Annotated in this window: 17 protein-coding genes and 2 pseudogenes; 9 read left to right on the forward strand and 10 right to left on the reverse strand. The window is 67.3% G+C overall.

Annotated elements, in window-relative coordinates; genetic code table 11:
• Positions 1-391, reverse strand: a pseudogene (locus tag AB0F61_RS33685) (hypothetical protein); the annotation flags it as partial.
• A gap of 178 nt (positions 392-569) precedes the next feature.
• On the opposite strand from AB0F61_RS33685, the gene AB0F61_RS33690 reads away from it, so the two are divergent.
• The 5 genes from AB0F61_RS33690 to AB0F61_RS33710 all read left to right on the forward strand — a co-directional run bounded on the left by AB0F61_RS33690 (position 570) and on the right by AB0F61_RS33710 (position 3,610).
• On the forward strand, positions 570-848 hold the full coding sequence (locus AB0F61_RS33690) for a DNA cytosine methyltransferase (RefSeq protein WP_357818342.1): 279 nt from the start codon (positions 570-572) through the stop codon (positions 846-848).
• A gap of 214 nt (positions 849-1,062) precedes the next feature.
• The gene (locus tag AB0F61_RS33695; RefSeq protein WP_357818297.1) at positions 1,063-1,545 is read left to right on the forward strand and encodes a hypothetical protein; all 483 of its coding nucleotides are present in this window, start codon (positions 1,063-1,065) and stop codon (positions 1,543-1,545) included.
• Positions 1,546-1,648: 103 nt separating this feature from the next.
• On the forward strand, positions 1,649-2,032 hold the full coding sequence (locus AB0F61_RS33700) for a helix-turn-helix domain-containing protein (protein ID WP_357818300.1): 384 nt from the start codon (positions 1,649-1,651) through the stop codon (positions 2,030-2,032).
• Positions 2,020-3,156, forward strand: a complete 1,137-nt coding sequence (locus AB0F61_RS33705) for a site-specific integrase (RefSeq protein WP_357818303.1) — start codon at positions 2,020-2,022, stop codon at positions 3,154-3,156. The genes AB0F61_RS33700 and AB0F61_RS33705 overlap by 13 nt, the downstream gene beginning before the upstream one ends.
• 16 nt (positions 3,157-3,172) lie before the next feature.
• On the forward strand, positions 3,173-3,610 hold the full coding sequence (locus tag AB0F61_RS33710) for a hypothetical protein (protein WP_357818306.1): 438 nt from the start codon (positions 3,173-3,175) through the stop codon (positions 3,608-3,610).
• Between the two features lie 74 nt (positions 3,611-3,684).
• Here AB0F61_RS33710 and AB0F61_RS33715 read toward each other — a convergent pair whose 3' ends face one another.
• Both AB0F61_RS33715 and AB0F61_RS33720 read right to left on the reverse strand, forming a co-directional pair.
• The gene (locus AB0F61_RS33715; RefSeq protein WP_357818309.1) at positions 3,685-4,230 is read right to left on the reverse strand and encodes a hypothetical protein; all 546 of its coding nucleotides are present in this window, start codon (positions 4,228-4,230) and stop codon (positions 3,685-3,687) included.
• Positions 4,231-4,298: 68 nt separating this feature from the next.
• Positions 4,299-4,550, reverse strand: coding sequence for a transcriptional regulator (locus AB0F61_RS33720; RefSeq protein ID WP_357818312.1), 252 nt, complete (start codon positions 4,548-4,550; stop codon positions 4,299-4,301).
• Between the two features lie 65 nt (positions 4,551-4,615).
• Between AB0F61_RS33720 and AB0F61_RS33725 the strand changes: the two genes are divergently transcribed.
• A complete protein-coding gene (locus AB0F61_RS33725) occupies positions 4,616-5,251 on the forward strand; it encodes a hypothetical protein (protein ID WP_357818314.1) in 636 nt (211 codons plus the stop codon).
• A gap of 9 nt (positions 5,252-5,260) precedes the next feature.
• Here AB0F61_RS33725 and AB0F61_RS33730 read toward each other — a convergent pair whose 3' ends face one another.
• On the reverse strand, positions 5,261-5,938 hold the full coding sequence (locus AB0F61_RS33730; protein ID WP_357818317.1) for a hypothetical protein: 678 nt from the start codon (positions 5,936-5,938) through the stop codon (positions 5,261-5,263).
• Positions 5,939-6,572: 634 nt separating this feature from the next.
• Between AB0F61_RS33730 and AB0F61_RS33735 the strand changes: the two genes are divergently transcribed.
• Together AB0F61_RS33735 and AB0F61_RS33740 are read left to right on the forward strand one after the other, a co-directional pair.
• Positions 6,573-7,646, forward strand: coding sequence for a cellulose binding domain-containing protein (locus tag AB0F61_RS33735; protein ID WP_357818320.1), 1,074 nt, complete (start codon positions 6,573-6,575; stop codon positions 7,644-7,646).
• Between the two features lie 1,130 nt (positions 7,647-8,776).
• Positions 8,777-8,968: a hypothetical protein gene (locus tag AB0F61_RS33740; RefSeq protein WP_357818323.1), complete on the forward strand. Its 192-nt coding sequence runs from the start codon at positions 8,777-8,779 to the stop codon at positions 8,966-8,968.
• 278 nt (positions 8,969-9,246) lie between these two features.
• Here the strand turns inward: AB0F61_RS33740 and AB0F61_RS33745 are convergent, their stop codons facing one another.
• The 6 genes from AB0F61_RS33745 to AB0F61_RS33770 form a co-directional block, all read right to left on the reverse strand.
• The gene (locus tag AB0F61_RS33745) at positions 9,247-9,687 is read right to left on the reverse strand and encodes a hypothetical protein (RefSeq protein WP_357818326.1); all 441 of its coding nucleotides are present in this window, start codon (positions 9,685-9,687) and stop codon (positions 9,247-9,249) included.
• A 25-nt stretch (positions 9,688-9,712) separates the two neighbouring features.
• Positions 9,713-10,300, reverse strand: coding sequence for a site-specific integrase (locus AB0F61_RS33750; protein ID WP_357818328.1), 588 nt, complete (start codon positions 10,298-10,300; stop codon positions 9,713-9,715).
• Between the two features lie 416 nt (positions 10,301-10,716).
• Complete coding sequence (locus AB0F61_RS33755) at positions 10,717-10,902, reverse strand: hypothetical protein (protein ID WP_357818331.1); 186 nt, start codon at positions 10,900-10,902, stop codon at positions 10,717-10,719.
• Positions 10,903-11,165: 263 nt separating this feature from the next.
• Entirely contained in the window at positions 11,166-11,606 is a 441-nt protein-coding gene (locus AB0F61_RS33760) for a DUF4259 domain-containing protein (protein WP_357818334.1), read from the reverse strand.
• A 214-nt stretch (positions 11,607-11,820) separates the two neighbouring features.
• A complete protein-coding gene (locus AB0F61_RS33765; RefSeq protein WP_357818336.1) occupies positions 11,821-12,069 on the reverse strand; it encodes a hypothetical protein in 249 nt (82 codons plus the stop codon).
• Between the two features lie 176 nt (positions 12,070-12,245).
• Complete coding sequence (locus AB0F61_RS33770; protein WP_357818339.1) at positions 12,246-12,644, reverse strand: hypothetical protein; 399 nt, start codon at positions 12,642-12,644, stop codon at positions 12,246-12,248.
• 847 nt (positions 12,645-13,491) lie between these two features.
• Here AB0F61_RS33770 and AB0F61_RS33775 point away from each other — a divergent pair.
• A pseudogene (locus AB0F61_RS33775) lies at positions 13,492-13,771 on the forward strand (hypothetical protein); the annotation flags it as partial.

Below are 13,771 nucleotides of genomic sequence, written 5' to 3' on the forward strand. Positions count from 1 at the left end.
CCAGCCGCGCGTACTGCTCGGGCCAGCTCGCGTCGGTCCCCACCGGGTCCTGCCCGCCCTGCGGGACCACCCGCCGCTGACGCAGGTTCTCCTCGCCGGTCAGCCCCCGGTCCGCCGCCGCCGCCCGGAAACCGGTGAGCGCCCGATGGCTGGGGCCGTAGCCCGCGGCGACCAACTCGGCGCAACGGTTGACCAGGGCCACGTGCCGGTGCCCCAGATCGGCCAGGTGGCGCACGCAGCGGGCGATCAGCCCGGAATAGTCGATGTCGATCCAGCTCATGTCGTGCGGTTCGGCTATCCGCCCGATCGTGACGATCGGCAGACCGGTCTTGGTCAGGCGGGTCACCCGGTCGTCCTCCAGGCGGATCTCCATCAGGACCACACCGTCCACCCGGCGCCCGGTGACGATCCGCGGGTGTGTGGATCTTAACGGTGTTTCCGGCCTAACCTGCCGGGCGATGTGCCTGGTGAGGACGGTGCCGTGATGACCGTACGCCGACACTGCTGGCCGGGACACGCGACGAATACGACCGGTCACGAATACGTGCGTTGCACCAATCCGCGCCGGCATCACCGGAGAGCACTCCAGCCTGTGGAGTTCGGTCGCCGACGCCGTTCGCGTCCTTCGACCGCCGCTCGTCTTCGTGGAGAACGTCGCCGCCCTCCTGCGGCGAGGATTCGACGTCGTCGAAGCCGACCTGGCCACGATCGGGTACGACACGAGCTGGCTATGCCTACGCGCGTCCGACATCGGCGCCGCCCACCGCCGCGACCGGCTGTTCCTGCTGGCCGCACCCACCGCACGACCCGGCGGAGGTGCGGACGCTGCCGACACCGTGCGCCCGTGACGGCAAAGGACCCGGCCACCAGCACGGCCTGCCCGACCTCATCGAACCGTCGGGTTCCACCCACGGCCTCCTCACCACCTCCGCCACAGGGCGCACAGCTCAGCACGGGCACACGCGAACCGATGCCGCACGGCTACTGCCCACCCCGCGGGCCAGTGACACTGGCACGCCCGGACGACGCGCGGGGGCCGGGTTCCGGCCCCCGCTGTCGCAGGTGCTGCTGCCCACCCCGCGGGCCACCGACGGCGCAAAGGGCTGCCCTGGGCAGCGCGGCTCGCACGGCGACCTCACCCTTCCCTCCGCGGCGGTGCGGGTCCCGGCCCGGGTCCTGCCCACTCCGCGCGCGTCGGACGGGCGCGGCCCTGGGCGGCACGGCGACGGCGGCGCGGACCTGCGCACCACCATCGCCGCACGCGGGCAGCCCGACGAGCAGCGGCGGGGCGGCTACGCCCCCGCGGTCACCCGGTGGGAGCTGCTGCTCGGCCGTCCCGCACCCGAACCCACGCAAACCGGCCGGCACGGCAAACCCGTCCTCGCGCCGCCGTTCGTGGAGTGGCTCATGGGCCTGCCCGAGCACTGGGTCACCGACCCCATGCTCGGACTGCCCCGCACCACCGCACTACGGGTCCTCGGCAACGGCGTCGTCCCCGCCCAAGCGGCGACCGCCCTGCGACTCCTGCTCTGCCAGCACACCTAGCCGCTGCCAGCCCACGGTGGCTCGTCGCGGCGCATCCACACACCGTCCGCGACGAGCCCCCCAGGGTTCAGCCGCCAAACCCACGACGTTCGGGAGTCCACCGATGCCTGCCAACCTGCCCCGAGCCCGACGCCGACCACCGCCGGCCGCCCCCACCCTCGAGCACCGCACAGCCGGCCACGACGAGGAGGAACCGCAGCTCTACACCCCAGCCGAGGCTGCCGCCCGACTGCGCGTCCCGGAGTCATGGCTGCGCCGCCGCGCCGGCCGCCGCCAGATCCCCTGCACCTTCCTCGGCAAGCACCTGCGCTTCTCACCGGCTGACCTCGCCGCCATCATCGCGGCCGCCGCACAACCCCCCACCGGCCGGCGCGGTACCCGACGCCGCCGGCACCCCACCGGCGACTTGCCTCACCCCAACGACCACGCGTCAATCACCCTCGCACCCGACGCCAACCGGACGGAGACCACACCATGGCCTGGGTAGAAAAGCGCGGCACCCGATTCCGCGTACGCCTGCGCATGCCCGACGGCACCGTCACCACCGAGTCATCCCACGACCTGCGCGCCGACGCCGCTATCCGCGCCAAGGAAATCGACGTCGAGGCGGCCCGCGACACCTACATCGACCCCCGCGGGGGACGCATCCCCCTCGCCGACTGGGTCCCGATCTGGGAAACAACCCACCAAGCCGGCCCCGCCACCTGGGCCGCCTACCGCAGTCACCTACGGCTGCACATCCTGCCCGCCCTCGGCCCGCTGCCCCTGGCTGACATCCGCCGCCAACACGTCAAAACCCTCGCCGTCACCCTGGGCAAGCGCCTCTCACCACGATCCGTCGCCGACGTGATCATGGTCCTGTCGATGGTTATGCAAGAGGCCGTCGAAGACCGACGCGTTTCCTTCAACCCCTGCCGGGGAGTCCGCGTCCCCAAAGGCATCCGCGCTGAGCGACCGCATGCCACCGCCGAGCAGGTCGCCGCGATCGTCGCCCGCCAAGCCCGCCCCAGCGACGGGCTGCTCATCCTCACCGCCGCCTACAGCGGCATGCGGTGGGGAGAACTCACCGGACTCACCCGCGACAACGTCGACCTCACCACTGGCAGCATCCACGTCCACCCCGACGTCGGCGCCCTACACGAGGTCGAAGGCAAGCTGTTCCTCGGCCCACCCAAGACCAACGACTCGGTGCGCCACATCCGGCTGCCCCGCTTCCTGACCACCCTGCTCACCGTTCACCTCGCCGAACAGCCCTACGACATAGTCTTCCCCGGGGCCCGCGGTCACCACCAGCGGCGCTCGAACTTCAACCGCCGCGCCTGGACCCCCGCCGTCGCCGGCAACCCTCAACGCGGCATCCCGCCGGTCCTACCCGGCATGCACTTTCACGACCTGCGCCACACCCACAAGACCTGGCTCATCGAGGACGGCATCCCCGAGATCGCCCAAGCCCGCCGCCTCGGCCACCGCCTCGCCGGCGTGCGTGGCATCTACAGCCACGTCACCGAACCGATGATCACCAACGTCGTCGACGCTCTCCAACGCCGGTGGGAAACCACCCAGCCCGACCGAACCGGCGACACCGTCCGACGCCTGCGCGCCGTTGCCTAGCAGGAGAAGATGAGTCATGCTCCAGGCTCTCGTAGCGGAACCACCGTGCGCGGTGTGTGGGCTACCGGCAGCACACGTCGAACTCGTCGCACCAGGTACCCGACCTGCCGATTGGCAGCGTTGGTCATCGCAGCAGCGCGACGCCTACGACGCTGCCCGACAGCGTCACGACGACCAGCAATGGTGGCTGCTGTTCTCCGGGATTGAGGCGGGCAACGGCTCCGGCCGACCGGTGGACCTGGCAGAGGCGCAACGGATTGCCGACGCCTTCGCCCAGCCGTACCGGTATGCCGCGGTAACCTCCGCGGGCTTCTACGACGACGCCGGATTTTGCGGCCAATGCGACGCCCCGTACTGCTACCACCACTGGAACGTCTCCAGCACTGGCTACGGACGATGCCCGCGAGGCCACGGCAAGAGCCTTGATCCACACGGGTGGCCCGACGATCTTTAGGGGCTTAGGCGGCGAACCAGTGCGAATACGGGGCTAGTGCGTCCGCGCAGATGCCGGGGGCGCCGTGGTCGCGCTCAATGCGTCCAGCCGGCGGCGTGTAGAGCGTTGTGGAAGTAGTTCCCTCGACTGAGCGGCTGGACGGTTTTGTCGTCGTCAATGTGGTGTGGGAAGAGGGCCAGGACGTGGGCGAGGTCCTGCTCGGCCGGTCGAGGCAGTTGGAGGAGTGCCTCGTCGAGTGTCAGGCCGCTCTCCTTGACGAACTCGGGGTGCTTCCTGAGGTATGCCACGACGTGGTCCACTACGGCGGCGAGACGCTGGCGCAGTCGGTCGGCGTCGGGTGCCTCGCGGCCGTTCCGTAGGTCGACCAGTTGCCAGGCCGGCCCGAACACCGGCACCAGTTGTCCGCCTGCGGCGCTGAAGAATTCCAGGGACCCTCGACGGGTGTCGGCATCACCGAACCCATCCTCGATCATTTGCCGCACGTTCGAGTAGACGTGGGCGAAGGTGTCGTCGGAGGCGATCGCGATGATCGTGGTGATCGTGCGCGGGGTGGTGACAATTGTTGTCGAAAATCCGTCCACTCTGCTTCCCTCCCGTACAAGCATGATGTGGAAGTTCACCTATATCTCTAGGCTAGGCAATCAGGTCAACCGCTGACGTGCCGATAGGTCCCCCGACATCCGCTGACTCACCTGCGCCGCATGATCGCGTGCAGTGTCCTGCTGCTCCCAACCTCCGTCACGTTGATGAGTTCCCAACCCGTGTGGCTGAGGTAGTCGGCGGCGGCGAGTGCCTGGCTGATGCTGTCCCCGCCGGGGGCATAGGCGGCCACGGCAAGGTGCCGGTGAGGGTAGGCGCGTAGATCGACCAATTGCTGCAGAACCGCCGCCGCGGTGATGGCGCGGGAGCGAGCGACAGATTCGATGGTCTCGCGGGGCATGCCTCGACGATAACGGTAACCAGCACGGGCGATCGCCTGGCGCAGCTGACGGTATGGTCACCAGCGTGGAAGCTCGGTCCCGGAAACGGGCGCTGGTTGTCGGCCTTCTGGTAACGCTCCCGGTTACGGGAGGGTGTGACGACGGCGGATCAGCGACGCCCCGTGCCGTCACCACCTCGCCGATCGTTGGTGCTCCCGCCACAAGTAGCCCGGCGCCCGCCGTCGGCCCTTCCTACGACGCCACCAACCTCGACCTGTGCCGGCGCACGGACCTGACCCCCCTGGCGGACTTGTCGGTGAGGGTCGCTCGTACCGATCCGAAGCCGCCGCTGGCGCGACAGGGCTCGTCGTGCCTGTTCGAGATGCGCACCGCGGACGACCACCAGGCGAACCTACTGGTCGAAGCCTCCTCGTTGACGAGCGCCGAGGAGGCGGGGCGCCTCTACACGGCGACCCAGCAGGTGACAGGCATGACGGCGGACGGCCCCGTCGCTAAGGTCGGCGAGGAGGCCGAGGGGTTCCTCAAGCGATCGGACCCTGGCTTCAAGTACACCGAGTACATGATCCACGCCCGGGACGCCAACCTGGTGGTGAAGGTCTGGCTCGCGGTAGGCGACGATTCCTACCTGCCTAAAGAGACACTCGCCGCGAAAGCGCTAGCGATCCTCAAGGCGACCTTCACCGCCGTGCCGCACGCCTGACGACTGGCTCTACCCACGGACGGCTTCGGGCCAACGGCCGCCGGGAAGCTTGGAGTAGTCACCGACCTGCGTCGCGATGTCCCGGACGTTACCCAACGCGTCAACGAAACGCTCACCGATCCGCAGGAGGGTGTCCAACCCCGCGGTGACGATATCGCCGACAGACTCGGCCAACGTGTCGATGGCCCAGGGAATGTTGATGACCGTCGTCGCATCGGCGGCGGCCTGGGCGAACTTACCCGCCAGCTTGGTGACGATCGTCGCTAGCTCGACCGCGTAGTCAACGTTGGCCCTAGCGATCTTGAACAACCACTGACTGATGAACTCCGCCTTGAGAACCGACTCGTCAACCGCCGCCCGCTGTTTGACAGCCTTGTCGGCGTAGGCACGTGCCGCGTCGCCGGTCCACTTGACCAGGTTCTGGTCGACTGGCTCGCTGATCGCGAACGACAGCTGGGAGACGGGCGTCTTCACCTCGGTGACCCACCGGAAGCTCATCGAAATGAGCGACAGCACCGGCATCTGGTGCTCCAACGCGTGATCAACCCGATCCATGACCTCCCGCAGGCCGCGGCGCGCGGCGTCAATGTTGTGCTTGATCCACAGCAGCGCCGCCGGGCCGATGAGCCACGCCCACTCGTTGACCTGCGAGACGACGCCGTTGAACCCCTCGACGGCAAGGTCCACGCCGACGCGGATCTGGTCGAAGGCCTTGTTTCGACCTGGTCGACGATCCCGAATGCGTCGGCGGTTGTGAGCCTGCCGGATGCGGCGACCTGCCCCTCAAGGTCGGGAACGATAGCGGTGACAACATCGCCGGAGGTCTGAAGCCGTGCGGTGTACAGCGATGGAGGAGTTGTGTCGGAATCGGCCCGGTAGGTCGTCGTCATGAGGTAGCCGGTGTCGGCCAACTTCCGCTGTGGCGGGAGAGCGGCACCGGCGCCCACATCACGAGGGTGCCCAGCGCTGTGGCTCGGGGCTGACTGATGGCCGTCAGTCTGGTGATCTGCCCACTCGCCGGTCCACGTTGCGAGGTCGCGTACCCGGCGCTCGGTTTTCTGCCGGGACTTGGCCGCCCACTTCGTTGCGTTCTTTGACGCGAAGTCGTCCAGGACCTGGCGGTCAGTCGCGGTCCAGGCGGGAAGCTGCGCTATCCACTCTTCTGCCTGCTCGGCGCTGTGGCCGCTACCGATCAGCCATGGGCGGGCTGTCCGTTGTCCTGTCGGCGGCAGGACTGCCGTGCGTGCCTTGACAGGAAGGCGGAGCAGCAGGACAGTCGACATATTCATAGACGATTAACTATCTACGGCGAGGTGTGCCCATGCGGAAGTCGCTGACTGCTGTGGCCGCCATCGCTGTTGCCATGGTCGCGATGATGGCCGCGATCTCACACGCCAGTGCGGCCGCGGCGGCCGGGTGTCGGGTGAACTACGTCGTCACCAGCCAGTGGACCGGTGGCTTCCACGCCGACATCGCGGTCACCAACTTGGGTGACCTAGTCAACGGGTGGACGCTGCGGTTCGCGTTCCCTGCAGTCGACCAGCGGCTCACGCAAACCTGGAGCGCCACCTGGGCCCAGGCGGGCCAGCAGGTCAGCGCGACCAATCTGGGCTGGAACGCGACCCTGGGCACCAATGGCTCCGCGAACATCGGTTTCGTTGGCGCCTGGTCGGGCAGCAACCCCATACCGGCGTCGTTCACGCTCAACGGCGTCACGTGCACCGGCGGCGTCCTGCCCAGCGTGACGCCGACCCGGACGACCACGCCGCCGGTCGCTGACTACCCGGCGATCGTCACCTGGCTCAGCCCGACCGCCGGCGCGGTGTACACCACGCCGGGAACCGTCCCGCTGGCGGCGACCGCGACCGTGGGAGGTGGACACAGCATCACCTCGGTGTCGTTCCAGGTGGACGGCGTCACGGCGGCCCGGGGGGTGAGGACGACCGGTGACCGGTACGAGGCGCTGTGGACACCGCCGATCGGGGAGCCCGGCACCAGCACCACCTTCGTGCTGTACGTCTCGGCCGGCACCGACCAGTCGCTGTCTGGCGCTGCGCCGCCGTTGCTGGTCACGGTGGTGACGCCGGCGTCCACCGGCACCAACCAACCGCCGGCGGTGGCGTTGAGCACCCCCGGCGGGCAGACCTACTTCCTCGAGCCGACGACCGTCACGCTGGTCGCCGACGTCGCCGACACCGATCCCGGGGACCTCGTCAGCCGGGTGGAGTTCTACCTCGGCGCAACCCGGCTGGCCGTGACGCCGACCAACAGCGGACAGCGCTACCAGTTCCAGACGGCCCTGTCGGCCGGCACGTCGTCCACCTTCACCGTGCGGGTCCACGATTCCCACGGCGGCCTCGGCATCTCGAACCCACTGACCCTCACCATCCGTTAGCGCCTCGGCCCTCCGTTAAGGGCTGACCAAGGTCCTTCCACCGGCCGTCGATACGTTTGCGAGTCGGCACGGCGCTCTGGGTCAATTCGACCAGGCCATCGGGGTTGGCGGTGGACCGTCGTGGTGGGTGAACCTGCGGCGGTCGCCTCAAACAGCTTGCTGGAGCTTTGGCGTTGCGGGTGAGCTTGCTGGAGTCCGCCGTAGTTCCGTCATTCGAGACACCGATCCCACAGGCAGTGCCCTGACCAGGACCTTCAGGCTGAAGACCTCTTCGGCGGACCCGAAGCCGTCAGCGCTGGCGCCCCGCTGAGGCTGTAGGGCGGCGGCTGCTCATGTCGAGTGAGTGCGTTCAGGGTGGCGGGAACCTCGATGAGGCTTGTCCAGGCGAACGCCTTGGTCCCTCATCCTCGGATGCCTTCGCCTGGCCCTAATGACAAACTGTGGCGGTGGTGGGCTTTCGGTGTGCGAACTGTGGGAACACGCTGAGCGTCCCGGTCCGGTTGGTGGAGCTGCCGGCAGGACCGCACTGGTCGCTCTTGGATTGTCATCACGTGAACCCGCCGCTGTTGGACCCCGGCACCTATGCAATCGACGAGACGGTGTACGGCCGTGATCAGGTCGTCGGCACCTTCGTCCTCTCACCTGGCGATGTACGTGGGACGCGCTTCATCCATGACCTTGTTCTTACGGGCTGCTGGTCGATGGTGGGCTGGGACCCGTCCGTGGCTTGCGGAGACTGTGGCGCCTTGGTCGCCTCCCGGACGGACGACTGCAGGGTGGCTCAGGAGACGCGCTTCTACCCAGCGATGGTTGTCCGGGAGCCGTGTGACGATGAGCCTGGCCGCGACACGGATCCTTTCTCGCTAATCGCCGACTGGGACAGCCCCGCGCCCGACACCAGACAACACGGCCGGGTCCCCAAGCCGGCCCGCCCTCGTCCCGAACTCGTTGCAACCCGCTGGGGACCAGGCTTGAAAGAGCACCTCTTCCGAGATGATCCGCCAGCCTGACCAGATGGCCAATCAAAGTCTCTACAAGAACCGGGGCAGTTCAGTTGCTGTCGCCCGGGGTCCCTGCCAAAGGACAGGGCAGGCCGCGACGTCGAGAGGTGGGCCGCCGAGGAACACGTCGTGCAGTTGCTTCGGCAAATCAGCGCCTGCATCGGGTATGCCTATGACGATCTGGACGAGGTGGCATTGATCGGCGCGGTCGGTGATACGTACGACGAAGCAGGCAACGGCTGGTTCGACCCGCTGGAAGGTTCTGGGCCGTCTCTGGCCCACCATCGATTGGCAGGTAGGCATTCCCGACCGTGCCGCTGATGAGCGGGTGGTCGTCCTGGTGCTGTCGACAGCAACGGCGACAGCAGCCGGCCCGGACGTGGACAGCCGGCAACGACCGGGCGCGGGCGGTCGCCCGAGGTCACAGACACAGACGGACGCCACCGGACGAGATGAACAGAGCTTGTAAGCGAGATGTCGCCGGTTCGATCCCGGCCGAGGGCTCCAATTTCACAAGGCATCTCCCGACCGGCTCTGCCGGCGTCGAGCCGGTTGACAGCAACCGGTTCTCAGCAGGCGTCCACGACCGAGGTAGTGAGTCACTTCCGCCAGTCGTAGTGATCACAGACCTTGGGGCCGCCGGTTTCCATGCCCACGGCCACCCGTACGACGCTGGTTGATTGGTCGGCGTAGGCCAGGCTGACCGGAAAGGTCAGATAGGTGCCGTCGATGCCGGTGGACTGCGTCGGCTCGCCGATCGAGAACGACACGAACGGCTGCTGCTCTCGAAGGAACGCGGCATGGTCCGATGCGGTGTAATCCGGTAGCACGTCGGAGCAGAGCTGCTGGTAGGCCGCACCGTAATCGCTGCCCCGAACCCGCTCCAGGTACTTGGTCAGGGCGGCCTCGGCCTCGCTCAGGTCCCGTCGTTGGTCCAACTCGCCCTGCCAGGCGACCGCTTTCCAGCACACCAATAGACAGGCCACCAACAGGAGCGCAAGGAGAAGCCGGCGTCGAGTACGCCCAGCCAACAGGACCATGAAGCGGAGACTATCCGTCACCAGATCAGGACAGCCGCCCGTCCAGCTTGCCTAACGCCTGGCGCATCGCGTCGAGGTTCGCGTGAGCGTAGACCTGGAGCGTGATCTTCACATCGGCGTGCCGGGCGATGGCCTGAACGACGTGCGGCGGTACCCCCAACTCCATCAGCAGCGAGACCACGGTGTGCCGCAGGTCGTGCAGGCGGACACCAGGCAGACTGGCGGTTTCCCGGAGCCGGGCGAACGAGCGGCTGAGGTTGGTGGGCTCCATCGGAGTGCCCCGTTCCGAGGGAAACACGAGATCGTGGTCCTCCCACACCTCAGCGAGGGCGGCTCGCTCTGCCTGCTGCCGTTCCTGGTGTTCGAGAACAGTGAGCCAGGTGACCTCGGGTAGCGGCAACGCCGCCTCCGAGTCTTCGGTCTTGGCGTCCTGGACGTGAAGCTGCCCGGCAACCCGCTGGACGGTCTGCTGCACCCGTAGTGTCCCCTCGTTCAGGTCGAGATCAGACCACCGAAGGCCGACCAGCTCCCCTCGCCGCAGACTCATAGTCGCCGCTACGACGTAGAGCGCGTGGAGCCGATGACCGGCTGCGGCGGCCAAGATCTTTCGCACCTGCCGGCGTGTCTAGTCCCACCACATGCTTGACAGATCCGTCCCAGGACACGCTTGTCAGTTGACCTAGATAGTTGGTACGACCTTGCGGCGTCGCTGTCGTGGCCGAGACGAGAGAAGATTGCGTGATGGGTGCCGATCCCGCGTTGAAGGTTGCCCTGCGCCAGCTCCGCACCGTGCGGTCGCAGCGGCCGGCTGATGCTGCTGGTCCCTGCGTGTTCGCCGGTTGGCGGGATGGCATGGCTGATGTCCTGGATGCGCTGGCCGAGGTTTGCCCTTCGAGAAGGACAGAGTCCGCGCTCGGATGGAAGCAGAGGCTGCTCGTGTCGAGGCAGCAGAGCTGCGTGCGTCGCCACGACCTCGGCCCCCTTGCGGGAGCGGACGAACGCGGGCCAGATCGGCGCATGACAGTTGATCTAGACATTGAGGGCGACCTTGCGGGGTCGGCTTGCTTTCAGGTTCCGGACGGGCTGGTCGGTGGTGCGCCGGACGGTGCGGATGCCGTCGTCGCAGGCGATGGCCAGCTCGGTGTCGGTGACGTGGATGGTGACGGTCTTGCCGGCGTGGACGCGGCCGAGAGCGACTTTCTGCCCGACGACCATGACGACGCCGCTGTTGGAGGCCCGGCGTTGGACTTGCACGGGCCCGGTTGCCGGTTGCGGGGGTGGTCCGGCGGGTCGGGCGCCCCGCAGCCGGGCCACCTCGGCGGGGGTGAGCGGGTTGGGTCGGGTGGGTAGCAGCTGCCGATGGTCCCAGGCAGAGCTCCACGGTGTGTGGGGACTCACGGCGGAGATGGCGCTGAGGCCCGCCGTGTGGCAGCAGGAGCGGGAAACGCTCGAAGGCGTCCATGCGTGGTTTTGGGCAGCTAAAGCAGTGCGATTTGACCGGGCAGTTCAGGCGGACCGGACAGCACTGAACGGAGCTTGTTGATCTGCGGGAACTCACTCACTCCCGCCTCGCCCCAATCGCTCCGCCACTCCGAGTCGTCGCTGAGGACCTGGTCGAGTGCCTCGACCGCCAGTTGCGGCAGGTCGTCATCCAGGTCAAGGGATTCGCCAGCAAGCAGGAAGTCCGGTGCGTACGGCGAGGTTATCGGGGCTCCGCCGGGCATCAGAGACGCCACGATCGCTGCCGCCGCGATCGCCGAGACAGCATCGTCATGATCGAGGTAGCCGGTGTTGAGTGCTGCCGTTGACAGCGCAGCACGAACCATTGCCGCCCGTGTAGACGGATCGGCATCGTGGAGGTCACCGCACCAGTCGGCGGCAGTGTCGTTGTCAAACGGACCGTCATCCCAGGTGCCCATGCGCTCCTCCACTTTCCCGGTGAGCGGATCATGAAGCCAGACGTGGGCGGACGCAAGGGCGCGGGAGCGCTTGGCCGTACAGCCATCGGTACGGCCAAGACCACCGTCAGACGCCGACGCTGCCCGGCAACGACGGATAGGCTGACCAGGCGAACAGTCACCTGACCAGCCATCTGCGATCTTCTTCTAAACCCCAGGCCGCAGCTGCAATTTGCTAGCCGAGCGGAGCTTGAATCTCTGACCGTAGGCGAGTCAGTCCATCCTCGCCGCTGTTGGATTCAGCCCAGGCGATGATCTTCAACACGTCGGCCAAGGGCAACCCGAACTCCTGGCGTAAGGCACGGCCGGCCTGGATATATTGCCCCGTTCCGTGCTCTCTGATGGCGCGGGCGATGTCCCCAATATCGCCACCGCCCTGCACGATGCGTCGCAGGAAGGGGTGCCACTCATTCCACACCAACACGAGACCTCCTACAGAGGATCCAGCAGCGTGGCGAGTCGGTGATGACGTCACGGCACGGTTCCGGACCGTCTCGCCAAGGCTATCGACCCGGGGAGCGGCCGGGCCAGCCACGGGCCGTAAGGCGGTGGGTCGTAGTCCTCATCCAGTCCTCAAGAGCCTCAACGATTGGGCAGGGCCTACCAGATGCCTGCCTGCACCTCCAGCAGTTCGCCGGTGCTGGCGAGGTGAGAGCACGCTGTGCGCAGCTCCTCGACCGAGGGTTGGGCGTCCGACTGTTCGCCGAGGAACCAGTTGATCCGCCAAGCGTCGAACGCCTCAACACCATCGACCAGGTCGACATCGACCGTCCGGCCCTGTTCATCGATCATGAGACAGCCCGCGCCGTGGATCGAGTACTCGACGCCTGTGCTCGACGTGCCCTCTCGCGGGAGCGTTTTCTTGTGCCGCACCGCCGCCATCAGGTCCTTGACGTCGCCGAGATCCGGGTAGGCATCGAACAAGCGCGACCGGATGCGCCGCAAAGCGGCGGCGTAGCGTCGAACCGCAGCGATCGCCAGCTCAGAATCCTCGCCCACATGATCAGTATGGCCTCGTGCCACGCAACCCAGTCAGCCAAGCCGACACGGTCGAGGGTGGCAACGAGCAGAAGCTGACAAAGCCTGTCCCGGGGGCAGGACGCCCGCAGGACGCTCGGGCCGAGTGACTAGTTGGGTGACGATGGGGACGGACGCCAGCGGACGAAGATGGACGCTAGAGGACAGCTTGAGCAGCTCAACTTCTGCGGACCGGCAGGCTAGCGCTTCGTGCCTGTTGCCTGGGGGTCACCTGGCCGGGTGGAGATCACCGGGCAGGATGGTCGTGTGGCAGTGATCAATCCACCAGGCTGGTACGAGGCCGGAAGGGCCGCCGGATGTTCGGCATGGTCTGAGGCTCTGGAGAGGTATCCGTTGGGCGCTGTGGCGAGTGGTGTCGTGGTCGCCGAGGCGGTGTTCGGGGTCTTCGCCGAACTCGACGAGGTGCCCGACGCTATGGCTTTGTTCGACCTTGCTACGTGGCCGCGTGGCCGGCCGCTGCCGCCGGTTGGTACCCGGCTTCGTGGAAGAGTGGTCGGCCACCGGGCCGGGCATGACGACCATCCAGGGCAACTGCGGCTGGCGCCGCGTGATTAGTTGAACCGCTCAGCTCGGGCCGTCTGGGCCGTCGCTGCGCCCATGAACGCTGACCAACGATGACCAGCTGCCACCGACAGCGACGCCAGCAAGCACAGCATTGGATGGGACTGTCATGGGTCCTCAGGAGTGCGGGCGCTGGGAAATACCGAATGGTCGATTAACAGACTTCCATTCTTTGCGGGCCTGACTATCGATTGACCTGATCGTCAGGGACGGTTGCCGTCCATCCGATGACGAAAGGTCGCCGTTCATGCCGATCGCGCCCTCTGGCACGTCCTTCCCGCGCGTCATGCACCGCGCCGCCGTCCTCGCGGTCACCGCCCTCGCGGGGGCCTGCCTGGCCGCCGTGACCGCCCAACCGGCCTCCGCCACGCCTCCCGGCATTCCGTCGAAGGCGACAGCGCAGTCGCAGCTCAACGCCTTGACCGTGGCGGTCCAAGGCTCGACCAGCGGCTACTCCCGTGACCTCTTTCCTCACTGGAGCACGATCAGCGGTAGCTGCAACACCCGCGAGCAGGTCCTCAAGCGCG

It is taken from the genome of Micromonospora sp. NPDC023888 (assembly GCF_040639415.1).
Taxonomy (GTDB): domain Bacteria; phylum Actinomycetota; class Actinomycetes; order Mycobacteriales; family Micromonosporaceae; genus Micromonospora.